Raw genomic sequence first — 23376 nt, forward strand, 5'->3', positions numbered from 1 at the left:
AATCTTCAGAAGATTTCGGGCCGATTTCTTTTGAAGAAATCGGCCACCGGAGGCCACGCACATGAGACGGCTCACATGGTTCAACACCACCTCGCTCACGCTCGGCTTTGTCTTTCTCTACCTGCCGATGCTCATTCTCATCATCTACAGCTTCAATGCCTCGCGGCTGGTGACGGTCTGGGCCGGGTTCTCGACGCAATGGTATGGCACGCTGTTTTCCAATCAGGGTTTCATCGACGCGGCCAAGGTCACGCTCAAGGTCGCGGTGGCGTCGTCCACCGTCGCCACGGTTCTGGGGACGATGGCAGCGCTCGTGCTGGTGAGGGTGGGGCGCTTTCCGGGCCGGACGCTGTTTTCGGGAATGATCTACGCGCCGCTTGTGATGCCCGAGGTGATCACCGGCCTGTCGCTTCTGCTTTTGTTCATCGGGATCGGGCTTGACCGGGGTATTTTCACCATCATCCTCGCGCATACCACCTTTTCCATGGCCTTCGTCGCGGTGGTGGTGTCGTCGCGGCTGATGACCTTCGACCGCTCGCTGGAGGAGGCGGCGCTTGATCTTGGGTGTTCGCATTTCGACGCCTTCCGCCTTGTCACCCTGCCGATCATCGCGCCGGCGGTCATCTCGGGCTGGCTTCTGGCGTTCACGCTGTCGCTCGACGATCTGGTGATCGCGTCGTTTACGGCCGGACCATCCGCCACAACGCTGCCCATCAAGATATGGTCGGCGGTGCGCCTTGGCGTCTCGCCCGAGATCAACGCCCTTTCGACCATCATGATCGGAATCGTCGCCGTTGGCGTGATCAGTGCCTCGCTGATCACCAAGCGTTCGGCGCTGCGCCGCGAGGCCGAGGAGCGCGCCGCGGTTCAGGGATGAGGCGCGTCTTTCCCGCCCATGCTTACGGCGAGGGGCCGCGCGCGCGCTGTTTCTGGCCTGACACCGCCACGCCGCCCGACTATCCGCGCGCCGACGGGCCGATCACCTGCGACGTGGCGGTGATCGGCGCGGGCTTTGCCGGGCTGTCGGCGGCGCTGCATCTGGCCGAGGCAGGGCAGGATGTGCGCGTGTTCGAGGCACAAACACCGGGCTGGGGCGCGTCGGGGCGCAATGGCGGGTTCTGCTGTCTCGGTGGGTCGGCGGCCTCTGATGCGATGCTGCGCCAGATGCATGGCGAGGAGGCCCGCCGCGCGTATCGGCGGACCGAAGTCGAGGCGGTGCGCGTGGCGCAGGACCTCATCAGGCGTCACGGGATCACCGCCGACACCCATTCCGACGGCGAGACCCTGCTCGCCCATACCCCACAGGCGGCCGCCTCTTTCCCCGCGCGTGCCGCGCGCATCACCGAGAATTACGGCGTGACGCCCGTGCTGATCCCCGGCGAGGAACTGGCGCAGGCAGGGATGCGCGGCCCGTTTCACGCAGCCCTCACAACACCGCTTGGCTTCGCGCTCAACCCGATGAAATACGCGCTTGGACTGGCAAGGGCCGCAACGCGGGCAGGGGCGCGGATCCATGCCCGCTCCCCCGTCACCGCGATCCGGCAGGACGGCGCGTTTCACCTGACCACGGGCCGGGCGCGGATCACAGCGCGCCGCCTGATCGTGGCGACCAATGGCTATTCGTCGGACGATCTGCCCGGCTGGATGCGGGCGCGCTATCTGCCCACGCAATCCAACGTGATCGTCACCCGCCCGATGAGCGATGACGAGCTTGCCGCGCAGGGCTGGACCACGCGGCAGATGTGCTATGACGACCGGTTCTTTCTGCATTATTTCCGGCTGATGCCAGATAACCGGATGCTCTTCGGGATGCGCGGCGGGCTGTTTTCCTCGGCCCGGTTCGATGCCCGGATGCATCGCACGATCCGCAGGCATTTCGAGGCGATGTTCCCGGCATGGCGCCATGTCGAGACCCCGCATAGCTGGAACGGCCTTCTGTCGCTTGCCCCGGACCTCACGCCCTATGCCGGGCCGATCCCCGATATGCCGGGGGCCTTTACCGGGCTCAGCTATCACGGCAACGGTGTGGCGATGGCCAGTTATGCAGGCGCGCTGCTTGCCGATCTGGCGATGGACCACGCGCCGCGTAACCCCTATCCCGAGATCATGAAAAAACCGCCCCGGCGCTGGCCGTTGGGGCGGTTCCGGCGGGCGATGATGTGGCCGCCCTATGCGCTTGCGGTGCTGCGCGGCGAATGACCGTTCAGCCCGGCCCGATCATGAAGCAGGTGACTTTCTTGGCCTGAAGGCGTCGGCAGGCAAGATCGGCACTCTCGCGGCTTAGCCCCATGAAATTCGCGTCGAACCCCGCAGGCCGCTTGACCACCTTGCGCAGGCTGCCATCAAGCGTCGCCATCTCCGACAGCGCGGTCTGCAAGAGCACCTGTCGCGCCTTGTATTCGCTCGGGTAACGCCCGACATTCACGCCCCAGTGCCGCCCGTCCGAGGTGGAGAGGCGCGTGACAACCTCGGGCGTGGCCTCGGCCACGACCTCGACCGCCTGCGTGATCTCCGGCCTCGGCTCGGGGCGGCGCGAGACATCGGGTGCGACCTCGGCCACGACCTCCGGCACAGCCTGAAGCTTGGCCGCGGCCTCGGCAGCGGCCATGACCGCGCGCTCGATGGTCGCGGAATCGGTCACCGCCACCTGCACCGGCGCTGCCGCACCCGGCCGCAGGCTCTTTTTGACAGCGGCGGCGGCAGTCAGCCGCACGGTCTTGCCCGCAAGGTTGGGGCGCGCCTGCCCTTCGGCGATCATGATCGGGGCGGTGCCGGCCTTGCCCATGTAGGCGGGGCGTTGCGGGGCCACGACCGCCACCCGCGTCGACGCCTTGCGAAACCCGAGATCGAGCAATTCGGCCACCTTGGCATTGCGCGACGCCGTGGAATTGCCGCCAAAGACCGTGGCGATGATCCGCACGCCGCCCCGTTCTGCGCTTGCGGTCAGGTTGAACCCGGCCGCGTTGGTGTAGCCGGTCTTGATCCCGTCCGCGCCACGATAGCTGCTCAGCATCTGTCGGTTGGTGTGGCGCACTCTGGCCACGCCCGCATCGGCCTCAAGCCGCGAGAAGAGATTGTAGTATTGCGGATAATCGTAGAAGACGTGTCGCCCGAGAATGCTCATGTCGCGCGCGCTCGACAGGTGCCCCGCCTCGGTCAGGCCATGGGCGTTCTTGAAATTCGTGCGGGTCATTCCCATCGCCTTGGCGGTGCGATTCATGCGCCGCGCGAATTGCGCCTCCGACCCTTCGATCGCCTCGCCAAGGGCTGTCGCCGCGTCATTGGCCGAGCGCACGGCGGCGGCGCGGATGAGATAGCGCAGCTTGATCCGCTGCCCGGCCCGCAAGCCCAGCTTGCTCGGCGGCTCCGACGCGGCGTGGCGCGATATGGTCACCATGTCGTCGAGCCCGATTTCGCCATTCTCGACCGCCTCGAAGACCACATAGAGCGTCATCATCTTGGTGAGCGAGGCCGGGTGCAGCGGCGTATCGGCGTTCTGGGAATAGAGCACCTTGCCGTTGCGCGCGTCCATGACAAAGCCGGCATAGGGTGCCGCCGCCGCGCTCAACGGCACGACAACCAGCATCCAAACGGCTGCCAATACGACCAAACCCCATAGAAGAGGCTGCCTGCCCCATGTTTTCATTGAACCGCTCTCTACTGCCTCGCGCTGCCACATTTTTGCGGTCAGCTTTATTGTTGCGAGAATGGTATCACATCAAGAGCGTTGATTAAAGCACGAATTTATATAGAAAATTTCACAAGAGCGCGCGCCGCTCAGGGAACATCTTGTGGTCGGACCCCAACGTTTCCCAACATGAACGGTTTGCGCCCCTCAGCGCGATTGCTCATGCTCGAAGCGCTGCCGCGCGATGGCCTCGTTGCGTTCGGCCTTCTGCTGGTCCGACAGCGCCTTTTCCACATAGCTGAGATGCGCCTCGACGGCGGCGCGCGCCGCGCGGGAATCGCGCGCCTGGATCGCGGTGTTGATCGCCCGGTGCTGATCAAGAAGCGCGCCGCGAGTCGTGCGCTGCTTGAACATGACCTGACGGTTGTAGAACACCCCCTCGCGCAGAAGCTGGAACATCGAGCGCATCATGTGCAGCATGATGACGTTATGGCTCGCCTCGATGATCGCCATGTGAAACTCGGCATCGAGCCGCGCCTCATCCGCCGGGTTGGTCTTTTTATGGGCCGCCTCCATCTTGTCCATGATGGTCTGGATCACCCGCAGGTCGGTATCGGACGCGAGCCGCGCCGCACGGCACGCGGCAAGCCCCTCCAGATCGCGGCGAAAACCGATATAGTCGAACACCGCCTCGTCATGATCGGCGAAAAGCCGGATCAGGGCGGGCGAGAACGCGCTCCCCAGAACATCGGCCACGTAAACACCCGCGCCGGCCCGCGTGCTGAGCAGCCCCTTGCCCTGAAGATCGGCCACCGCCTCGCGCAGCGAGGGGCGCGACACGCCCAGTTTCTCGGCCAGTTCGCGCTCGGCGGGCAGCCGCTCACCGGGGCGCAGGATGCCGCGCAGGATAAGTTTCTCGATCTGCCGCGTCACGGCGGTCGAGAGCTTTTCGGGGGTGACCTTTTCAAATGGCATTGCGCTGTCCTGAAACGACTGGTCAAATCATATGACCAGACCGGGGGGTCCGGCAATCCCCACGCGCCATTGATTTCCCTGTCCGCGTCCCATCTTCTATGATGAGACTTCAGAGGAGACCGACATGCCCCACTATCACAAGGACCCGGCGCGGATCGCCGCCCTTACCGCCGAGCAATACCGCGTCACCCAGAAAAACGGCACGGAACGCCCCGGCACGGGCACCTATCTGACCAACAAGGCGCCGGGCATCTATGTGGACATCGTCTCGGGCGAGCCGCTTTTCGCCAGTTCCGACAAGTTCGAGTCGGGCTGCGGCTGGCCGAGTTTCACCAAGCCGATCACGCCTGCGCATGTGGTGGAAAAACATGATTTCACGATGGGCATGATCCGCACCGAAGTCCGCAGCCGCGACGGCGACAGCCATCTGGGCCATGTCTTTCCCGACGGGCCGCGCGACCGGGGGGGTCTGCGCTATTGCATCAACTCGGCGAGCCTGCGATTCATCCATCGTGACGACATGGAGGCCGAAGGCTATGGGGATTATCTCGATCAGGTGGAGGATGTGACATGAGCGAACGCGCGGTTCTGGCGGGGGGCTGTTTCTGGGGGATGCAGGACCTTGTCCGCAAGCTTGACGGGGTGATTTCCACCCGTGTGGGCTATACCGGGGGTGATGTGCCCCATGCCACCTATCGCAACCACGGCACCCATGCCGAGGGGATCGAGATCATCTTCGATCCTGCGCGCATCAGCTATCGGCGGCTCTTGGAATTCTTCTTCCAGATCCACGATCCGACCACGGTCAACCGGCAGGGCAATGACGTGGGCCTCAGCTATCGCTCGGCGATCTATTATTGCTCCGAGGAGCAGAGGGCCGAGGCGCTGCGCACCATCGCCGATGTCGAGGCGTCCGGCCTCTGGCCCGGCAAGGTGGTGACCGAGGTGGAACCCGTGGGCGATTTCTGGGAGGCGGAGCCTGAGCATCAGGACTATCTCGACCGCTTCCCGCAGGGTTATACCTGCCACTTCCCCCGCGCGGACTGGGTTCTGCCGCGCCGCACGGAAGAGGTCTGAACGGGGCCGAGGGCGCACAGGGCGGGGTGTTCCCTGCCCTGTGCGCGCCGTGCGGCGGTCACTTGACCGATTTGCCCGCGATCACGGTGGCGTTCTTGCCGCTGTTGGAATTCGCGGTGGCAAGGACCTTGGGCTTTTCCTTCTTCGGCTTCTTGGCCTCGCGGTTGCTCTGGCTTTTACCTTTGGACATGGGAGCGTCTCCTGAAAGATCCCGGTCGGGCGGGATGCCGGACCGGTCCGTGCTCAGGGGATCAGGGGGCCTGACAGGGTCAGGGCGATGAGCCCTCGGGCGCAGCGGGCACGGCGCGGGGCCGGTGCTGCATCTGCGAAGATATGCCTGCCGGGGCGTGGCGGCAAGGGGCGCGACCGGGCCGCACGCACTTCTCTGTTATCCTCGCGCTGGCGGCGATCCCCTGCAAGCGGCGCATGGGTTCCACGTTTCAACGTTTGCGGTCGCGGCGGCTCGACATCGGCTGAAAGGCGACGCCAACATGCGCCTCGCAATAGGGCTTGCCGGTCTGGACGGGCAGGCCGCAGAACCAGAAATCGGGTGTCGCCGGATCGCCCACGGGCCATTTGCAGGTCCGTTCGGTCAGCTCCATCAGCGTGAGTTTTTTCGCCTTCTTCTCGATCGCGCTGACCTTGGCGAGGGCCTCGGGGTCGATCTCGTTGGCCGAAGGCTGCGGCGGCAGCGGACGGCCCGCCGGGATGATCGCCTTGGCGCGCGCCTGCGAGACGGTCTGGACCGGTTCCGGCTCGGTGGCCTCCACCGGCCTGGGCGCGGCGGGCTTGGGTGCTACGGGCTTGGGCGCGGGCGCGGCAACCTCGGGCGCGGGCGTCTCGGGCGCGGGTGTCCCGCCGCCGCCATTGCGGTTCGAGAGGCCAAGCCTGTGCACCTTGCCAATGACCGCATTGCGCGTGACACCGCCCAATTCCTTGGCGATCTGGCTGGCGGACTGGCCTTCTGTCCACATCTTCTTCAACAGATCGACGCGCTCATCGCTCCACGACATTCGGGGCTTCCCTTGATGGTAAAAGGCGCGCGATGGCACCGAAGCGCCCGCCCGCCTTGTCATTCGGATCAGGGGCCTATTCTAATCACTCGACGGTGAGTTACAAGGCACCGAATCGCGTGAGCCGGAAAAGGAGCGCCACCATGACCGCCGCCAGGACCGATGCCCCCGAGCCGCATCCGCAGCCCATGGGCGCGCGGCGCTTTGGCCGGGTCAACTGGCTGGGCCTCTGGACGCTGGCCGAACGCGAAAATCGCCGCTTTCTTGCGGTCTGGACCCAGACCTTGCTGGCACCGCTGGTCACGGCGGCGCTCTTCATGGTGATCTTCACCATTGCCATCGGACCGCATCGGGGCGCGGTGATGGGCGTCGATTTCACCACCTTCATAGCACCCGGCATCCTGATGATGACGGTGATCCAGAACGCCTTTGCCAACACCTCGTCCTCGGTGGTGATCTCCAAGGTGCAGGGCAATATCGTCGACACGCTGATGCCGCCGCTGTCGGGGGGCGAGTTGCTGCTTGGCTATCTCGCGGGCGGTGTCGGGCGCGGGGCGCTGGTGGCAACGGCGATAACGGTCGGGTTCTGGCTGGTGCTTGGGATCGTGCCCGCGCATCCCGTGTGGCTCATCGTGTTCGTAATGCTGGGGGCGACGCTGCTGAGCGCGGTGGGGCTGGTCGCGGGGATATACGCCAACAAGTTTGACCAGATGGCGGCGATCACCAATTTCATCGTCACCCCGCTCGCATTTCTTTCGGGCACGTTCTACTCGGTCGAGGCGCTGCCGCCCGCGCTTTATGCGGTCACCCATGTGAACCCGGTGTTCTATCTCATCGACGGGGTGCGCTTTGGTATGATCGGTGTCTCGGACAGCGCGCCGATGCTGGGGCTTGGCGTGGCAGGGGCGGTGACGCTTGCGGTATGCCTCCTCGCCTGGGTGATGCTGGCGCGGGGCACGCGCCTCAAGGTGTGAGCCGCGTGCGACCAAAACGCAACACATTCAAACACGCAAATAGATTAATTTTTTTGCACTTTTTCCGATGCGAACGGAGCGGTTTAATGCACGTCGCAGGTTTCAGGATCGTGAGGCGCCCTTGAAGGACTCACGTGCGGGTGGGCCATACCGGACACCCCCAGGATACGGAGCGCTGCCTGTCGTGTGTTACGCCACGGGTTGCGTGGCCCCTATCTCCGAGAACAGTGACATCAAATAAACCGCAGGAGTTCCTGATGAAAAATTTCCATCGCAGCCGCGCAAGCTATTTGTACGCGTCCGTGGCCCTGACGATGCTTTGCGCAAGCCCCTTGATGGCTGGCGAGATCACCGGATTTGTGGGCGTCTTCGGTGACGGCTTCATTCTTGTCGACGAGGACGAGAACGTGGTGGCCCCCGGTCTCAAGCCGGTGACCGTGGCCCCGAACAACGATGACCGGACCTCCGCCAACGGATTCTCGCCCTCGAGCGGCCCCGGCGTGACCGAGCTTGATTACAACTGCATCATGGCCAGCAACGATCTGGTCTGTGACGCCCCTCCGGGGGACGGCAAGCGCTACAAGACCAACCTGACGGGCCGCGGGCCGCTTGACCTTGCCTTCGCCACCTCGACCTCTGGCGGCGTGACCGAATATTTCAACTTCGGCAAGACCACCAACCGGACCGACGCGCGCGTGCTGGGCTTTGACATGCAACTCGGCACCGGGACCGGGGACGATTTTGTGGTGATGGACACGGCCCTTGCGCCCGAAGCGGGGGTGTTCTTCGACCAACTCGTGCCGCTCTCGGCGCGGGCCCTGGAATGGCCCGGTCTCGACGGAGCGACCGAGGGTCAGAACCCGCTGCAACGCATCTTCTTCCCCGGCGGCCTCTTCGGCAGCGGCGGACAGGAAGGCGAGATCGGCTTTTTCACCGCCGTGCCGGATGGTCTGACCAGCGCCGAGATCGACGATTTCCTGACGGCGGCCAGTTCGGGATTCGTGGCCGTGCCCTCGACGGATCTGACCACGATCGATGCGAGCTTCCTGTTCGGTGCCGAGCACCTCGCGCTCTTCGGCGACGGCTTGCTGCCGCGCTCGATCATCCCGACAGGCCTTTTCTGGGACGACAACGACAACCCCACCGACGAAAGTGCCCTGATCGCGTGGTTCAGCCCGGCGGAGGATACCTGGATCTATGGCAGCATCGCGCTTGACGATCCCGACACCGCCGAGAACGAGGTCGATCTGCGCCTGGCCGATCTTGCGACGGCTGCGGGCGTGGATGTTGCTGACCTGCAATACACGCCCGGCGATACGGTCCCTGCGGACGTCGTGGCAATTCTCGAAGGTGGCGGTGTGTTTGCCGCAGCGGGGATCGAGGACCTGTCCAACCTCAACCTCAACTTCTCTTTCGATGTCGGTGACATCGAGGCCGGGGAGTTCACCCTGCGGATCGCGCCCCGCTTTGCCGAACTGGTCGCCGAGACCGTGACCGCGAGCCAGTTCAGCACGGCTGCAACACTCGATCTGGCCAATGTGCCGTTCCTCGGCACGCTGGAAGAGCGGCAACCCTATCTCGACCTGATCGACCAACTGGTCGTGGCCGGGAACGAGGGTGAGGAAGGTCTCGCCGCCCAGAACCGGGCCCTTGACAGCATGGGCTTCAACTTTCTCGAAACCTATACCGGGCTATCGTTCGGTATCGTGCAGGAACAGATCTACGCGCTCAGCACGCCGGCAGATCTGGGCCGCCCGGGTGAGGCCACGATTTCGACCCAAGGCGGCAACTGGCGCACCCTCGGCAACAACCTGGACGCGTTCTTCGCGATTTCGGGCGGCACCGGAGACGTTGATCCGAACGGCGCCAATCTCGGCTATGACTTCGACACCTACAGCGTGACGGCCGGTCTGGCCATGCACCTGACCGAGACCCTTACAGCCGGGGTCATGGTGGGCTATGGCGACGGCGATGCCGATATCGACAACGGTCTCGGCAAGATCGAGGTCGACGGGGCGTCGGTGGCGGGGTTCGTGCAGAACCGGTTTGCCAACGGTGCGTCGCTGCGTGGCTTCCTGGGATATCAGGATCTGTCCTTTGACAGCGAACGCAACATCTTCATTCCGGGCAATCCGGTGCAGACGGCCCAAGGCGATACCGACGGCTCTGTGTTCTTCGCCGGGGTGACGGGCGATCTGCCCCTCTACAAGACCCAAACCTTCGATTTCGGGCTTATGGCGGCGGTCGAATACTACGACACCGAGATCGACGGTTTCACGGAAACGGGTGCCGGTATCCTCAACCTGACGGTCGGAAAACAGGACACCGACATGACGGTGGCCCGCCTCGGCGTGCGCGCACGCGGTGCCTATGGCAATCTGCGGCCCTATGGCCACCTGGCCTGGGCGACGCGGAACGGCGATGACCTCGACGTGGGCACGTCGCTCGGCGGGCTGCTGCCGGGGAGCACGCAGGTCGCAGGCGCGGATGACGACTGGCTCGACGTTGGTCTTGGCCTTGTTGTCGATGCCGGCCAGAGCGGTCAACTGCGGGCTGAATACCGCGGTGCATACTCGGACGACTACACCCGCAATACCGCGCGGCTGTCCTACGAGATCCGCTTCTGATCCATGATGTCGCCGCGTTGGCGGCGACATCTCCGTGAACACGCGGGGCCGGGACACGCAAATGTGTCTCGGCCCCGTGTCGTTATCAAATGGCAATCGGACCCGGGGATCGCCCGGCCTCTGGCATGTATCGCCGGTGGGGAGGCGTCGCAGGCCCCCACGCGCCCGGATAACACCGCCCATTGCGTTGAGGCTCAGCCGCGCGCCGTGAGCGCACAGACATGGCGCACCTTGCGCCCGTCGCGGAAATAGTCGCGCATCCCGCGCCGGTCCGGGCCCAGGATCATCGCATGATCGAGCCAGACCAGATCCAGACCAAGCGCCTCGGCCATGAATTCGGTCGCGCGCAGGCTGGGCACGCCGACGACAGTGTGTGTCTGACCGCCCACCTCGGTCACCGCGTTCAGCGGGTTGTCCACCGCCTCCTTCAGCACCTGGATCATGGCGTTGTCGAGGGTGATGAACTCGCTGTCGATGATGATGAGCTGCGCCCCAAGCCTGCGCGCCAGCGACAGCAGGCGGAAATGATCCATGACATGATAGAAGATGCCGTAGACCGCGATCACGTCGAACCGCTCGGCCGCCGCGACGCGCGCTTCCATTTCGGCGAAAAGGTCGTTCTCGACCAGCCGCACACGGCCCTTGAAGGGGGTTTCGGGAAAGGCGTGAAAACGTGCGATCAACTCGGCGCGCGCCTCTACCCCCACCACCTCGGCGGCACCCGCCGCCGCCAGCGCATAGGACCAGCGCCCGTCATGCGCCGCAAGGTCCAGCACGCGCGCACCCGCGATCTGTTCTTCGAAAGGTGCGATCAGCAGTTTATGGCGCTGCGCCAGCCGATAAAGCGTCGTCTCGTTCTCGTCATAGGGCGGCAGATTCCGCAGAAAGCCGAAAAGGCCGCTCATGCGCAGATCTGTTCGGCGCGGTCGGCATAGGCCTTGTAGGCCGCCCAGAAGCGTTGATCGCCGGGGCGCTGCGAGGTGCGCACCTCCTGTGCCTGATGCGGGTCGCGGTAGAAGCCCACGGCGCGGCGCTGTTCGGCCCCGCTCAGCGTCTGGTTGGCCACCGCCTGAATGCAGCCGCAGAGCGCGGGCGAGCGCGCCTTGCGGTCCGAGGCCAGACAGGCCGCCGAAATAGGCCCGGAAGCTGAGGGCCGTCCGGCGCGCGGATCGCTCTCGAACCGGTTTGCCCCGCCACAGGAGGCCAGCGTCAGGACCAGCCCGAAAAACGCGATCTGTTTCATGAGGATTGCCTCTGCTGCCTCTGCCCCCGTGCGTCGGAGGTCTGTTGCCGCTGAAAATGGCGCAATCTGCTGCATTTTTCAATGCAGAACCGTATCAATGGCGCGACAAGCAAAGGTATGGAGCGGGCGACGGGAATCGAACCCGTATCATCAGCTTGGAAGGCTGAGGTCTTACCATTACACAACGCCCGCAACGCCCCTCAATTAGGCCAGCCCGGCGGGCGGGTCAAGACGCCGGACCGCGCCGTGACACAATCGGCCCGGTCCGGTGTCCGCAACCGGGCCGACAAGATCGTTACAGGGCCAGACCTGGGCGCACGGACTCAGAACCGGCGGCTGACCCGCAGACCGATCTCGAATTCGGAGTGATCGCTGCTTGCGCGACCACCAAGGCGCGCCGCCCCGGACCATCCGGAGGCATCGGCAAAACCAACCTCGACGCTGCTCCGCAGGGTTGCACTGTCGTCGCCATCGACGAGGCTCACGATCGCAGCCCCGCCCGCTGTGGTCTGGGCGACGTTGAAATCGTCGCCCGACAGGTCGGTAAGCACGGCGAGGTCGATCACGCCGAAGATGTTGCGTTGCGCGCCGAGCCCATCAAAGGCGTAGCGCACGCCGACCCCGACCTCGTTGGAGGTGTCGGAGAAGCCAGCGGTGGTCAGCCCTGCGTTCGTCTCGGTGAAGTCGTTGATCTCGGTGTTGGTGTAGGTCCATTCGGCATAGGCCGCGAGCGTATGGTTCGCGACCGCGCTGTTTGCAGGCAGGCCGAAATTATACCCTGCGCGCAGCTTGGTGCCGTATGAATCTCCCTTCGGGTTGGAGCGGAAGGTCTGCGCGATCCCGATCCGCGTCTGATCGTAATCGAGATCGGTGAAGAACGCCGCGCCGTCCACGAAAGGGCCCTTCGGGTCGGCCACACCGCCGTAGAAGGCAAAGGACAGCCCCTCGAGGTCGATCGAGCCGAGATTGTCCTTGCGCGAGGCCGACACGTCCTCGTAGCCGATCGCAAAGCCATACAGCCCGCGCGAGAACGGCCCGCCGGTGATATCGACTTCGCGCTCGATCGAAAGGCCGAGATAATGGGAGTCGTAATCGAGCCCGACATTGTTCGTCGTGTTGTCGAAATCGCCATCGAAATAGCTGCCGGTCAGGCTGAGAACGAGGCCGTCGAAACCTGCGGGACGGAAATCGGACGCTTGCCCCTGAGTGGAGACGGTCGCAGCGGACGTGCCGAGGGAAAGCCGGTCGAGACGCTGCGCCGAGCGATAGAGATGATGGTCCACGACGAGCGTGGCGAGTTGTGTGGCGAAGTTGAGCGGCGTCGTCGCGCCGAAACCGCCGCCGCCACCGCCGCCGCCCGGCGGGATGGGCGTGCCGCCGACCCCGGCAAAGCCGAAGATGAAGGTTTGCGGCGTGCCCTGCGTGTCGCCCTCCGGCGAACTTGGCTGGCCGAGCGAGAACACCTCGGCACCGACGGCCCCGAGCGCGAGAAAGGCGTCCGCCTCGCTTGCCGCCGCCCCATAGAAGATCGTGAAATCCTGCGTGCCGCCCGCGGCGAGCGTGCCGAAGCCGAAATCGAACACGGCGCCGTGATCATCCGGGCCGCTATCGGTGAAGTTGCCGTTCAGCACCGCGTCGGGCGAGAGGGTCGCGAGCGGCACGTTGGGGTTTCCGGCAACAAAGCCGTCGTCGCTCGACCCGATCAGGTTGGTGGCGGGCCAGCCGCCGATGGTCACGAATTCAGAGAACTCAGTATCCGGCACATCCCAGTCCATCGCGCGGCGATAAACCAGATTGCCGACCGCCCCCGCGCCGGTATTCTCGATCAACACATCAACCGCGTAGAGGTTATCCGTGGCCGAAGGCGCGAAATCATGGGTGAGCCGCAACGACAGCGCGCCGTCCGCGATATCGGTGACCGAGACGGCGGCATTACCGACCGACAGCGGATCGGTGCCCGCGCCCGAGGCCGTGACCGAGGAGGAAACGATATTGGAAAAGCCGAAATCCTGACCAGCCTGCGCGAACGCGCCGGTCGAGAGGTCGGCCACGCCCCAACCCTCGCAGGCGCAACCGGGCGCGAGCACTTCACCCGAGGAGGCTGTCGTGGTGAGGAAGGTTAGACCGATACCGCCGGTAACAAGGTTTCCTGCCGGGTTGATTCCAAGCTGAATGGTGCCGTTGTCAATGATCACCTGCGCCGAGGCGGGGGATGACATGAGGGCTGCAACGCTTGTTGCGAGGAGAAGAGAGCGGCGAGAATTGGACATGGTGCACGGGACCTCTTAAATGATGACTGCGCCGTGAACCTTAAATTATTGATTTGACGACATAAAAATTCCGTCGCCAAAATTCACGACCTCGTGATAACGATGAACACGAAATTGTGATTTGTCAATATCCATGAGAGGAGGGGCGAGGCCGCATGGCAGCACGTGTTCGATTCCATCACGATTCTTGATGTGCGGTCGCACGAGGACCGAGCGAGCGACTGTCAGGCCGCTCTTGCCCCGGATCGCCCGGCTTTGAGGAAGACGCCTTGCAAGGACGCGCGCCGCAACAGGCCACGGACACGCTGTGTCGGCCCTGTGCCACCCGGCTCCGCGCCCGCCCGTCGGCTTCACTGCGCCCTGCGACAAACTGCGCGGCGCGATGCTTTCCAGGTTGCCTTTTTTCAGGGGTTTACGTAGTTCGGTCCTTGGGACACCCCTCCCCAACGAGGGGCGCTTATCTGGAAGGATAGCACATGGCTATTGCACTGCCCGGCGCGCGGCCGGCCAACCCGCGTTTCTCGTCTGGCCCCTGCGCCAAATTCCCCGGACATTCCCTTGATCTTTTGGCCGGTGCCCCTCTCGGGCGCTCGCATCGGGCCGCTGTCGGCAAGGCGCGGCTCAAGGCCGCGATCGAGAGCACGCGCGAGATCCTCGGCATCCCCGACGACTATCGCATCGGCATCGTGCCCGCCTCCGACACGGGTGCCGTGGAAATGGCGATGTGGTCGCTTCTGGGGGCGCGGCCCGTGGAAATGCTCGCCTGGGAAAGCTTTGGCGCGGGCTGGGTGACCGACGCGGTCAAGCAGTTGAAACTCGACGCGGTGGTGAAAACCGCCGATTATGGCGAGATCGTCGATCTGGCCTCGGTCGATACCGACAAGGACGTGGTCTTTACCTGGAACGGCACAACGTCGGGCGTGCGCGTGCCGGATGGCGACTGGATCAAGGCCGACCGACAGGGTCTGACGATCTGCGACGCGACCTCGGCCGCCTTCGCGCAGGACCTGCCCTGGGACAAGCTCGATGTGACCACGTTCAGCTGGCAAAAAGTGCTGGGCGGCGAGGCGGCGCACGGGATGCTCGTGCTCAGCCCCCGCGCGGTCGAAAGGCTCGAAAGCTATACGCCACCCTGGCCCCTGCCCAAGATTTTCCGCCTGACCAAGGGCGGCAAGCTGATCGAGGGCATTTTCGTTGGAGAGACGATCAACACGCCCTCGATGCTGGCGGTCGAGGATTACCTTGTCGCGCTCGACTGGGCGCGCTCGGTCGGGGGCCTCAAAGGTCTCAAGGCGCGGGCCGACGCGAACCTCGCCACGGTCGAGAGCTTTGTCGCGGCACATGACTGGCTCGGCTTTCTTGCCACCGATCCGGCGATCCGCTCGAATACCTCCGTGTGCCTCACGTTCACGGATGCGCGCATCGCGGACGGCGCGGGATTTGCCAAGGCGGTGGCCAAGCGGCTCGAGGCCGAGGGCGTGGCGCTTGATATCGGGGCCTATCGCGACGCCCCGCCGGGCCTGCGCATCTGGTGCGGCGGCACGGTCGAGACGGCGGATGTGGCCGCGCTGATGCCCTGGATCGACTGGGCGTATCAATCCGAAATCGCGGCGCTCACCGAGACGGCGTGACCCCGATTTCTTGAAAAGAAATCGGTCCGAAGTCTTTCAAAGACTTCGGACCCTTCCCCCCAACGTTTCATCAAAGGACCAGACACATGGCTCCAAGGGTTCTCGTCTCCGACAAGCTTTCCGAGACCGCCGTGCAGATCTTCAGGGATCGCGGCATCGACGTGGATTTCCGCCCCGAACTGGGCAAGGACAAGGACAGGCTGGCCGAAGTGATCGGCGATTATGACGGTCTTGCCATCCGCTCGGCCACCAAGGTCACGGAAAAGATCCTCGCCAATGCCACCAATCTCAAGGTGATCGCGCGCGCGGGCATCGGCACGGACAATATCGACAAGGACGCTGCCTCGAAAAAGGGCGTGATCGTGATGAACACGCCTTTCGGCAACATGATCACCACCGCCGAGCACGCGATTGCGATGATGTTTGCCGTGGCGCGGCAGATCCCCGAGGCCAGTGCCTCGACCCATGCCGGAAAATGGGAGAAATCCCGCTTCATGGGGGTGGAGTTGACCGGCAAGACGCTGGGCGTGATCGGCGCGGGCAATATCGGCGGCATCGTCTGCGACCGCGCGCGGGGCCTCAGGATGAAGGTGATCGCCTACGATCCGTTCCTGAGCCAGGAAAAGGCCGATCAGATGCAGGTGGAGAAGGTGGAGCTTGACGATCTGCTCAAGCGCGCCGATTTCATCACCCTGCATGTGCCGCTGACCGATCAGACCCGCAACATGCTGAACCGCGAGAACCTTGAAAAGACCAGGAAGGGCGTCCGCATCATCAACTGCGCGCGCGGCGGTCTGGTGGACGAGCAGGCCCTCGCCGATCTGCTGAAATCCGGCCATGTCGCGGGCGCGGCTTTTGACGTGTTCGCCGAGGAGCCCGCCGTGGAAAACCCGCTTTTCGGCCTGCCGAATGTTGTCTGCACCCCGCATCTGGGCGCGGCCACCACCGAGGCGCAGGAAAACGTCGCCCTGCAAGTGGCCGAGCAGATGTCGGATTACCTGTTGACCGGGGCGGTGAGCAACGCGCTCAACATGCCCTCGGTGACGGCGGAAGAGGCCAAGGTCATGGGCCCGTGGATCAAGCTGGCGGGCCATCTGGGCAATTTCGTGGGCCAGATGACCGACGAGCCGATCAAGGCCGTCAACATCCTCTATGACGGGGTGGCCTCGGAGATGAACCTCGGCGCGCTGACCTCGGCCGCCATGGCGGGGATCATGAAATCGGTGAACCCCGAGGTGAACATGGTCTCGGCCCCGATCATCGCCAAGGAACGCGGCGTCAGGATCTCGACCACCAAGCAGGACAAATCGGGCGCGTTCGAGGGCTATATCAAGATCACCGTGGTGACCGACCTGCGCGAACGCTCCATCGGCGGCACGGTGTTTTCGGACGGCAAGCCGCGCTTCATCCAGATCAAGGGCATCAATATCGACGCCGAGATCGGGCGGCACATGCTTTACACCACCAATGACGACGTGCCCGGCATCATCGGCACGCTGGGCCAGACCATGGGCGAGAACGGCGTCAATATCGCCAACTTTACCCTTGGCCGCGCCGAGGCGCGCGGCGAGGCAATCGCCCTGCTCTATGTGGACGAGCCCGTGCCCGCGCCTGCGCTTGCGGCGCTCGAGGCCACCGGCAAGTTCCAGCAGATCCGCAGGCTTCAGTTCGACGTGACCTGATCCCTGCACGTCGCCCCGGATTGCCCCATGGACGGGATCGCCTGCCTGAGCTATCAGGCAGGCGATTTCGCATCGAGGAACGCCCATGTCCGGCCACGGCAGCCCCATTCCCATGACCTCGCACCGCGCCGCGCCGCTTTCCGGCACGGCTGAGGTGCCGGGCGACAAGTCGATTTCGCACCGGTCCCTGATCCTCGGGGCGATGTGCGTCGGCGAGACGGTGATCACCGGGCTGCTCGAGGGGCAGGACGTGCTGGATACCGCGAAGGCGATGCGCGCCCTTGGGGCCGAGGTCACGCGCGACAATGACGGCACATGGCGCGTGCAGGGTGTGGGCGTGGGCGGCTTTGCCGAGCCGGATCAGGTCATCGACTGCGGCAATTCCGGGACCGGCGTGCGGCTGATCATGGGGGTGATGGCGACCTCGCCCATCACCGCCACCTTCACCGGCGATGCCAGCCTCAACAAGCGACCCATGGCGCGCGTCACCGATCCGCTGGCGCTTTTCGGTGCGCGGGCGGTGGGGCGGTCGGGCGGGCGCCTGCCGATGACCATCATCGGTGCCGAACACCCGGTGCCGGTGCGCTACACCGTGCCGGTGCCCTCCGCGCAGGTGAAATCGGCGGTGCTGCTCGCGGGGTTGAACGCGCCGGGGCAGACCGTGGTGATCGAGCGCGAGGCGACGCGCGATCATACCGAGCGGATGCTGGCAGGCTTCGGGGCCGCGATCACCACGGACGTGACCGACGAGGGCCGCGTCATCACCCTCACCGGTCAGCCGGAGTTGCACCCGCAGAGCATCGTGGTGCCGCGCGATCCCTCTTCGGCGGCCTTCCCGGTCTGCGCCGCGCTCATCGTGCCCGGCTCGGATGTGCTGGTGCCGAATATCGGGCTGAACCCGACGCGGGCGGGCGTTTTCGAGACGCTGCGCGAGATGGGCGCGGATCTCACTTACGAAAACCTGCGCGAGGAGGGCGGTGAGCCGGTGGCCGATCTGCGCGCGCGCTTCTCGCCGGACCTGCGGGGTATCGAGGTGCCGCCCGAGCGCGCCGCCTCGATGATCGACGAATATCCCGTCCTGTCGGTGGTGGCCGCCTTTGCCGAAGGGCAGACGGTCATGCGCGGCGTCAAGGAATTGCGCGTCAAGGAAAGCGACCGGATCGAGGCCATGGCCACGGGGCTGCGCGCGGGCGGCGTCACCGTCGAGGATGGCCCCGACTGGTGGATCGTGCATGGCCGGGGGCATGGCGATGTGCCCGGCGGTCAGACCTGCGAGAGCCATCTGGACCACCGCATCGCCATGTCGTTCCTGGTGATGGGCATGGCCACGCAAAGCCCCGTGAGCGTCGATGACGCCAGCCCCATCGCCACGTCATTTCCGGTCTTCGAGCCGCTCATGGCCGCGCTTGGCGCGGATATCCGGCGGGGCGCATGAGGCCCGCCGGGACGCCTCCGGCGGGAGTATTTGCGGAACAGTGAAGCGGCGCGGCCTCAGTTGATCAGGCCCGCGTGGCGCAGTCCGTGCTCGACCAGCGCCCTGGTCGGCTCGCTCAGCCCCACAAGCGGCAGGCGCACCTCTTCGCTGCACAGCCCGAGCCGCGACATGGCGTATTTCACGCCCACCAGCCCCGGCTCGACAAAGATCGCGCGATGCAGCGGCATGAGCCGGTCCTGAAGCGCAAGGGCGGTGGCGTAATCGCCCGCAAGCGTCGCCTCCTGCACCTGCGCCACCAGTTTCGGCGCGACATTGGCGGTGACGGAGATCACCCCCACGCCGCCCTGGGCGTTGAACCCGTGCGCCGTCGCATCCTCGCCGGAGATCTGGAGGAAATCCTTGCCGCAACTGATGCGCTGCGCGCAGACGCGCGCCAGATCGCCGGTGGCATCCTTGACCCCGATGATGCGCGGCAATTGCGCGAGGCGGCCCATGGTCTCGGGGGTCATGTCCACGACCGAGCGACCGGGGATATTGTAGATGATGATCGGCAAGTCGCAGCAATCGTGCAGTGCGGTGAAATGCGCGATGAGCCCGGCCTGCGTCGGCTTGTTGTAATAGGGCGTGACCACGAGGGCCGCGTCGGCGCCCACCTTCTCGGCGTGGCGCATGAAGCGAATCGCCTCGAGCGTGTTGTTGGAGCCTGCGCCCGCGATCACCGGGATGCGCCCCGAAGCGGCGCGCACCACCTCTTCGATCACGCGCTCGTGCTCTTCATGGCTGAGCGTCGGGCTTTCGCCGGTGGTGCCCACGGGGACAAGGCCATGGCTGCCCTCGCCGATATGCCATTCCACGAGTTTGCCGAGCGTGTCCCAATCGACTTCGCCGTTCCTGAACGGCGTGACGAGGGCCGGGAATGATCCTCTGAACATGACACGCTCCTTTACGTCGCAAGATGTGGCCGAGCCGTTGATCGTGAGTGGACCATGGGCGCGGGGCCGCTTAGGCTGGGGCTGTCTATCCGCATTCATGGCGAAAAAGGCAAGAGATGTTGCGCGTCCTGCTCATGGTTTTGATGCTCGGTGCGCCGCCTGGTGCGGCGCAGGCCGCCGAGGTGCCGCGGGTGGCACCACGCCCGCTGGCCAGCGCGCTTGCCGCGATGCAAGGCGGGCGGTGGGAGGTGGCGGCGCGCCTGGCCGCGCGCGAGGGGCCTGCGGCGGTGACGCTGATCGAGTGGCACCGGCTGCGCGCGGGGCTGGGGGCACCGGGCGAGATCCTCGATTTCCTGACGCGGAACGGGCATTGGCCCGGCCTTGACCATCTGCGCGCGCAGAGCGAGATGGCGATGACCCACGGCACGTTCGATCAGGTGCTGGCGTTTTACGAGGGCTACAGGCCGCAGACCGGCACCGGCACGCTCAACCTGGCGCGCGCGCTGCTTGCCCGGGGGCGGGCGGGCGAGGCAGAGGCGGGCGTGGTGCTGGCGTGGCGCACGCTCGATCTGACCCGCGCCGAGCATGACGATTTCCTGCTGGAATTCGCGCCGCTTCTGGCCGCGCATCACGCGGCGCGGCTGGAGATGGCGCTCTGGCGCGGGCTGAACGATGTGGCCGACATGCTGCCGTTGGTGAATGAGGACACGCGCCAGCGCGCCGAGACGCGCCAGCGGATTGCGCGCGAAGGGCCGGGGGAGGTGCCCGAGGCGCTCCGGCTTGACCCCGGCATCGCGTTTGAGAGTTTCACCCATCACCTCAAGGGATCGGCCGAGGAAGCGATTGCCGTGCTTTTGCGCCAGAGCCGGATCGCGGGGGGCCTGGGCGAGGCGGAACGCTGGGCCAGCTGGCGGCGTGCGCTCGCGCGGCAGAAGATGCGCGCGGGCGAGGCGGCACTGGCCTATGAACTGGCCGCGCTGCATCAGCTTGCCGAAGGCGCGAACTACGCCGATCTGGAATGGCTCGCGGGGTATATCGCGCTCGGCTATCTCGATGCGCCCGATCTGGCGCTTGACCATTTCCAGCGGTTCCGTGCCGCCGTGGCCACGCCGATTTCGCTGGGGCGCGCGGGCTATTGGTTGGGGCGCGCGCAGGAGGCGGCGGGGGACAGGGAGGCGGCGCAGCTTGCCTACACCGAAGGGGCCGCGCATGCGACCAGCTTCTACGGGATTTTGGCGGCAGAAAAGGCCGGGGTGGACGTGACCGGACCGCTCTCGGGCACGGAGTCCTTTCCCGACTGGCGCATGGCGGATTTCGCACGCTCCGACCTCCACGAGATCGCCACACTCAGCCTGCGCATGGGCGATATCGGACAGGCGCGGCGGTTCTTCCTGCATCTGGCCGATGGGCTGGACCGGGAGGGCATCGGCCAGATGGGCGCGATGCTGGAAGAGTTGGGCCAGCCCCACCTTCAGGTCATGCTGGGCAAGGCGGCGGCGGAGCGCGGGATCGTCGTCGGGGCCCCCTATTACGCGCTGCACCCGATGGCGGAGATGGATCTGCCCGCACCGATGGAGTGGGCGCTGGCCATCGCGCGCCGCGAGAGCGAGTTCAATCCCGTGGTGACAAGCGCGGCGGGCGCACGCGGGTTGATGCAGGTCATGCCCGCCACGGCGCGCGAGGTGGCGGGGGGGCTGGGGCTGGCCTATGATGCGGGTCGGCTGCTCGATGACTGGGCCTATAATGCCCGGCTTGGCAGCGCCTATCTGGCAGAGCTGGCGGCGCGCTTCGATGGCAATCCGGTTCTGATTGCGGTGGGTTACAATGCCGGGCCGGGGCGTGTCGCCGCGTGGCTCGAAGACTATGGCGATCCGCGCACGCGCGACGCCCATGGCGTGATCGACTGGATCGAGCACATCCCGTTCCGGGAGACCCGCAACTACGTGATGCGCGTGACCGAGAGCCTGCCCGCCTATCGCGCGCGCCTCGGGGAAACGGCGCTGCCGCGCCCTTTTACGGAAGAGTTGCGCGGCAGCGGGTTCGGCAGTGCGATGGACTGAGGCTCAGAACGCGTATTGCCAGCCGATGCGCGCATGGCAGTCGGCATTGAGCGGCGGCAGGTCGGTAAAGCCGACATTGGGAGCGGTGCGCGGGGCCAAACCGGATCTCTCTCAATCCGCGCCTGAACCCTGCCCAGCCCATCAATCCTATCGCCGCAGCGATCTCCTGAAAAAATATGCCTGCGCGGACCCATACCTGCGCGGACCCGCGCTCACGAAACTGTGAAAAGTCTAGCCGTGACCCGCCGCTTGCGTCAAGCGATCAGCGCGCCACGCGTTGCCGCCAGAGCGTGAACAGCCCCGCCGCGACGATGAGCGCCGCGCCAAGCGCCACGTTGAGGCGGATGGTCTCCGCAAAAACAAGAATGCCGATCGTGCTGGCAAAGGGCAGTTGCAGATAGGCAAAGGGCTGCACGGCGCTCGCTTCGGCGACCTCGTAGCATTTGATGAGGGTATAATGCCCCGCCGCCCCGGTGATGCAGAGCGCGCCCATCCAGATCCAGTCGGGGCCGGTCATCGGCTCCCAGAACCAGATGCCGACGGCGGTCATGGCAAGAGAGCCCACTGTGCCCGTCCAGAAAAACGAGGTCGCGGCCGTGTCGCGCCGCGCCACGTATCGCGTGAGCAGCCCGTAAAGCGCGAACATGAGCGCGGCGACAAAGGGCACCACGGCGGCGGGCTGGAACACGCCGAAGCCCGGCTCCAGAATGATCACCACACCGACAAAGCCAACGCCGATGGCAACCCATCGCCGCCAACCCACCCGCTCGCCCAGAACCGGACCCGACAGGGCCGCCACCAGAAGCGGATAGGCGGCAAAGACGGCATGGCTCTCGACCAGACCGAGAAGGGTAAAGCCATAAATCATTACGCAAATTTCCGCTACCAGCAGCAGCGCGCGAAATCCCTGAACCAGCGGCTGCGTGGTCACGGCGGCCGCCATGAGCCCGCCCGCCTTGCGCGCCGCCACCGCCATGACGAAGGCGGCGAAGAACCAGTAGCGGATCATCACCACCATGAAGACATTGTATTCGCCCGCCAGATGCCGCGAAAGGCCGTCCTGCACCGCGAAGATGAAGGTGGTGAGCACCATCATCCAGATGCCGAGGCGGGTGTTCTGATCGGTCATGCGCATCCCGGTGTTTCGCGGGCCAGTATGGCGCGCGTCATGTGGCGCTTGCGCCCGTATCCCGGCACACGAGTGACAGAAAATCCCGCCGCCTCCAAGCCCCGCCGGACATGGCCAGCCGCCGTGTAGGTCGCCGCCGTGCCGCCCCGGACCGTGTGGCGCGCAACCTCTGCCATCAGCTCGGGCTGCCACATCTCGGGGTTCTTCGCGGGCGAAAACCCGTCGAGAAACCACGCATCGGCCTTATGCGGCCAAGCCCTTAGCGTCTCGCGCGCGTCCCCCACGACCAGCGTGAAATGCAGATCCGGCAGGTGGATTTCCTGCGCGCCCCCCTGCCAATGGGGGGCAAGCTCGGCGGCCAGCCCTCCGATTTCGGCAAACCGGGCTTGCGCTCGGCGCATGTCTGCGGGGGTCATCGGGAAGGCCTCGAAACTGCTATAGCAAAGCCGCCCCGTCACACCCGCGCCCCGCCACGCGCCAAGCGCCGCGAGAAGGTTCAGACCGGTGCCGAATCCCAGTTCGGCGACGTGAAACCCGTCCCGGAAGCGCGCGGGCAGATCGTTGCCCGACAAAAACACATGCCGCGTTTCGGCCAGCCCGTCCTCGAGGCTGAAATACGGGTCATCGAACCGGGTCGAGACCGGCACCTCACCCTCGCGCCAGTCGATCCCGGCCTGCTGGTCCTGCATGGGGCACTCCG

The 23376-nt window shown here is 65.3% G+C and carries 20 protein-coding genes and 1 tRNA gene; 10 read left to right on the top strand and 11 right to left on the bottom strand.

Annotation, left to right across the window (positions count from 1 at the left end):
* The first annotated feature begins 61 nt into the window (after positions 1-61).
* The gene (locus ABIE57_RS10605; protein ID WP_354538992.1) at positions 62-877 is read left to right on the top strand and encodes an ABC transporter permease; all 816 of its coding nucleotides are present in this window, start codon (positions 62-64) and stop codon (positions 875-877) included.
* Entirely contained in the window at positions 874-2199 is a 1326-nt protein-coding gene (locus ABIE57_RS10610; protein ID WP_354538993.1) for an NAD(P)/FAD-dependent oxidoreductase, read from the top strand. The genes ABIE57_RS10605 and ABIE57_RS10610 overlap by 4 nt, the downstream gene beginning before the upstream one ends.
* A 4-nt stretch (positions 2200-2203) precedes the next feature.
* Here ABIE57_RS10610 and ABIE57_RS10615 read toward each other — a convergent pair whose 3' ends face one another.
* Together ABIE57_RS10615 and ABIE57_RS10620 are read right to left on the bottom strand one after the other, a co-directional pair.
* On the bottom strand, positions 2204-3586 hold the full coding sequence (locus ABIE57_RS10615; RefSeq protein ID WP_354538994.1) for a D-alanyl-D-alanine carboxypeptidase family protein: 1383 nt from the start codon (positions 3584-3586) through the stop codon (positions 2204-2206).
* 249 nt (positions 3587-3835) lie between these two features.
* On the bottom strand, positions 3836-4603 hold the full coding sequence (locus ABIE57_RS10620; protein ID WP_354538995.1) for a FadR/GntR family transcriptional regulator: 768 nt from the start codon (positions 4601-4603) through the stop codon (positions 3836-3838).
* A 124-nt stretch (positions 4604-4727) separates the two neighbouring features.
* Between ABIE57_RS10620 and msrB the strand changes: the two genes are divergently transcribed.
* Both msrB and msrA read left to right on the top strand, forming a co-directional pair.
* The gene (msrB, locus tag ABIE57_RS10625) at positions 4728-5177 is read left to right on the top strand and encodes a peptide-methionine (R)-S-oxide reductase MsrB (protein WP_354538996.1); all 450 of its coding nucleotides are present in this window, start codon (positions 4728-4730) and stop codon (positions 5175-5177) included.
* Complete coding sequence (msrA, locus tag ABIE57_RS10630; RefSeq protein ID WP_354538997.1) at positions 5174-5680, top strand: peptide-methionine (S)-S-oxide reductase MsrA; 507 nt, start codon at positions 5174-5176, stop codon at positions 5678-5680. The genes msrB and msrA overlap by 4 nt, the downstream gene beginning before the upstream one ends.
* 58 nt (positions 5681-5738) lie before the next feature.
* Here the strand turns inward: msrA and ABIE57_RS10635 are convergent, their stop codons facing one another.
* Both ABIE57_RS10635 and ABIE57_RS10640 read right to left on the bottom strand, forming a co-directional pair.
* Entirely contained in the window at positions 5739-5870 is a 132-nt protein-coding gene (locus ABIE57_RS10635; RefSeq protein ID WP_296429671.1) for a hypothetical protein, read from the bottom strand.
* Between the two features lie 250 nt (positions 5871-6120).
* Positions 6121-6693, bottom strand: a complete 573-nt coding sequence (locus ABIE57_RS10640) for a GcrA family cell cycle regulator (RefSeq protein WP_354538998.1) — start codon at positions 6691-6693, stop codon at positions 6121-6123.
* Between the two features lie 143 nt (positions 6694-6836).
* Here ABIE57_RS10640 and ABIE57_RS10645 point away from each other — a divergent pair, with 143 nt between their 5' ends.
* Positions 6837-7667 (top strand): ABC transporter permease, encoded by an 831-nt coding sequence (locus ABIE57_RS10645; protein ID WP_354538999.1) that lies wholly within the window; start codon positions 6837-6839, stop codon positions 7665-7667.
* Positions 7668-8002: 335 nt separating this feature from the next.
* Complete coding sequence (locus ABIE57_RS10650; RefSeq protein WP_354539000.1) at positions 8003-10294, top strand: choice-of-anchor F family protein; 2292 nt, start codon at positions 8003-8005, stop codon at positions 10292-10294.
* Between the two features lie 194 nt (positions 10295-10488).
* On the opposite strand, the gene ABIE57_RS10655 is transcribed toward ABIE57_RS10650, so the two are convergent.
* The 4 genes from ABIE57_RS10655 to ABIE57_RS10670 form a co-directional block, all read right to left on the bottom strand.
* Complete coding sequence (locus ABIE57_RS10655; protein WP_354539001.1) at positions 10489-11199, bottom strand: methyltransferase domain-containing protein; 711 nt, start codon at positions 11197-11199, stop codon at positions 10489-10491.
* Positions 11196-11537 (bottom strand): hypothetical protein, encoded by a 342-nt coding sequence (locus tag ABIE57_RS10660; RefSeq protein ID WP_354539002.1) that lies wholly within the window; start codon positions 11535-11537, stop codon positions 11196-11198. The genes ABIE57_RS10655 and ABIE57_RS10660 overlap by 4 nt, the downstream gene beginning before the upstream one ends.
* A gap of 118 nt (positions 11538-11655) precedes the next feature.
* A tRNA-Gly gene (locus tag ABIE57_RS10665) sits at positions 11656-11729 on the bottom strand.
* Positions 11730-11860: 131 nt separating this feature from the next.
* A complete protein-coding gene (locus tag ABIE57_RS10670; protein WP_354539003.1) occupies positions 11861-13732 on the bottom strand; it encodes an autotransporter domain-containing protein in 1872 nt (623 codons plus the stop codon).
* 551 nt (positions 13733-14283) lie between these two features.
* On the opposite strand from ABIE57_RS10670, the gene ABIE57_RS10675 reads away from it, so the two are divergent.
* The 3 genes from ABIE57_RS10675 (at position 14284) to aroA (ending at position 18555) form a co-directional block, all read left to right on the top strand.
* On the top strand, positions 14284-15438 hold the full coding sequence (locus ABIE57_RS10675) for a phosphoserine transaminase (protein ID WP_354539004.1): 1155 nt from the start codon (positions 14284-14286) through the stop codon (positions 15436-15438).
* Between the two features lie 86 nt (positions 15439-15524).
* The gene (gene serA, locus ABIE57_RS10680; protein ID WP_354539005.1) at positions 15525-17120 is read left to right on the top strand and encodes a phosphoglycerate dehydrogenase; all 1596 of its coding nucleotides are present in this window, start codon (positions 15525-15527) and stop codon (positions 17118-17120) included.
* Positions 17121-17205: 85 nt separating this feature from the next.
* The gene (gene aroA / locus ABIE57_RS10685; protein WP_354539006.1) at positions 17206-18555 is read left to right on the top strand and encodes a 3-phosphoshikimate 1-carboxyvinyltransferase; all 1350 of its coding nucleotides are present in this window, start codon (positions 17206-17208) and stop codon (positions 18553-18555) included.
* Between the two features lie 56 nt (positions 18556-18611).
* Here aroA and dapA read toward each other — a convergent pair whose 3' ends face one another.
* Positions 18612-19487: a 4-hydroxy-tetrahydrodipicolinate synthase gene (gene dapA, locus ABIE57_RS10690; RefSeq protein WP_354539007.1), complete on the bottom strand. Its 876-nt coding sequence runs from the start codon at positions 19485-19487 to the stop codon at positions 18612-18614.
* A gap of 134 nt (positions 19488-19621) precedes the next feature.
* On the opposite strand from dapA, the gene ABIE57_RS10695 reads away from it, so the two are divergent.
* Positions 19622-21547 (top strand): lytic transglycosylase domain-containing protein, encoded by a 1926-nt coding sequence (locus ABIE57_RS10695; RefSeq protein WP_354539008.1) that lies wholly within the window; start codon positions 19622-19624, stop codon positions 21545-21547.
* A 262-nt stretch (positions 21548-21809) separates the two neighbouring features.
* Here the strand turns inward: ABIE57_RS10695 and ABIE57_RS10700 are convergent, their stop codons facing one another.
* Positions 21810-22676, bottom strand: a complete 867-nt coding sequence (locus ABIE57_RS10700; RefSeq protein ID WP_354539009.1) for a DMT family transporter — start codon at positions 22674-22676, stop codon at positions 21810-21812.
* On the bottom strand, positions 22673-23365 hold the full coding sequence (mnmC2, locus tag ABIE57_RS10705; protein ID WP_354539010.1) for a tRNA (5-methylaminomethyl-2-thiouridine)(34)-methyltransferase MnmC2: 693 nt from the start codon (positions 23363-23365) through the stop codon (positions 22673-22675). The genes ABIE57_RS10700 and mnmC2 overlap by 4 nt, the downstream gene beginning before the upstream one ends.
* Positions 23366-23376: the final 11 nt, after the last annotated feature.

The sequence above is a fragment of the Roseovarius sp. MBR-6 genome, assembly GCF_040547525.1.
Classification (GTDB): Bacteria; Pseudomonadota; Alphaproteobacteria; order Rhodobacterales; family Rhodobacteraceae; genus Roseovarius.

What these genes read in the sequence shown, in the direction of transcription:
- ABIE57_RS10615 (WP_354538994.1), bottom strand. Translation starts at nt 3,586, where the DNA reads ATGCTGGTTGTCGTGCCGTTGAGCGCGGCGGCGGCACCCTATGCCGGC.
- ABIE57_RS10610 (WP_354538993.1), top strand. Translation starts at nt 874, where the DNA reads ATGAGGCGCGTCTTTCCCGCCCATGCTTACGGCGAGGGGCCGCGCGCG.
- msrB (WP_354538996.1), top strand. Translation starts at nt 4,728, where the DNA reads ATGCCCCACTATCACAAGGACCCGGCGCGGATCGCCGCCCTTACCGCC.
- ABIE57_RS10635 (WP_296429671.1), bottom strand. Translation starts at nt 5,870, where the DNA reads ATGTCCAAAGGTAAAAGCCAGAGCAACCGCGAGGCCAAGAAGCCGAAG.
- aroA (WP_354539006.1), top strand. Translation starts at nt 17,206, where the DNA reads ATGTCCGGCCACGGCAGCCCCATTCCCATGACCTCGCACCGCGCCGCG.
- mnmC2 (WP_354539010.1), bottom strand. Translation starts at nt 23,365, where the DNA reads ATGCAGGACCAGCAGGCCGGGATCGACTGGCGCGAGGGTGAGGTGCCG.
- ABIE57_RS10650 (WP_354539000.1), top strand. Translation starts at nt 8,003, where the DNA reads ATGGCTGGCGAGATCACCGGATTTGTGGGCGTCTTCGGTGACGGCTTC.
- ABIE57_RS10620 (WP_354538995.1), bottom strand. Translation starts at nt 4,603, where the DNA reads ATGCCATTTGAAAAGGTCACCCCCGAAAAGCTCTCGACCGCCGTGACG.
- ABIE57_RS10605 (WP_354538992.1), top strand. Translation starts at nt 62, where the DNA reads ATGAGACGGCTCACATGGTTCAACACCACCTCGCTCACGCTCGGCTTT.
- ABIE57_RS10675 (WP_354539004.1), top strand. Translation starts at nt 14,284, where the DNA reads ATGGCTATTGCACTGCCCGGCGCGCGGCCGGCCAACCCGCGTTTCTCG.
- msrA (WP_354538997.1), top strand. Translation starts at nt 5,174, where the DNA reads ATGAGCGAACGCGCGGTTCTGGCGGGGGGCTGTTTCTGGGGGATGCAG.
- ABIE57_RS10640 (WP_354538998.1), bottom strand. Translation starts at nt 6,693, where the DNA reads ATGTCGTGGAGCGATGAGCGCGTCGATCTGTTGAAGAAGATGTGGACA.
- ABIE57_RS10645 (WP_354538999.1), top strand. Translation starts at nt 6,837, where the DNA reads ATGACCGCCGCCAGGACCGATGCCCCCGAGCCGCATCCGCAGCCCATG.
- ABIE57_RS10660 (WP_354539002.1), bottom strand. Translation starts at nt 11,537, where the DNA reads ATGAAACAGATCGCGTTTTTCGGGCTGGTCCTGACGCTGGCCTCCTGT.
- serA (WP_354539005.1), top strand. Translation starts at nt 15,525, where the DNA reads ATGGCTCCAAGGGTTCTCGTCTCCGACAAGCTTTCCGAGACCGCCGTG.
- ABIE57_RS10695 (WP_354539008.1), top strand. Translation starts at nt 19,622, where the DNA reads ATGGTTTTGATGCTCGGTGCGCCGCCTGGTGCGGCGCAGGCCGCCGAG.
- ABIE57_RS10700 (WP_354539009.1), bottom strand. Translation starts at nt 22,676, where the DNA reads ATGACCGATCAGAACACCCGCCTCGGCATCTGGATGATGGTGCTCACC.
- ABIE57_RS10655 (WP_354539001.1), bottom strand. Translation starts at nt 11,199, where the DNA reads ATGAGCGGCCTTTTCGGCTTTCTGCGGAATCTGCCGCCCTATGACGAG.
- dapA (WP_354539007.1), bottom strand. Translation starts at nt 19,487, where the DNA reads ATGTTCAGAGGATCATTCCCGGCCCTCGTCACGCCGTTCAGGAACGGC.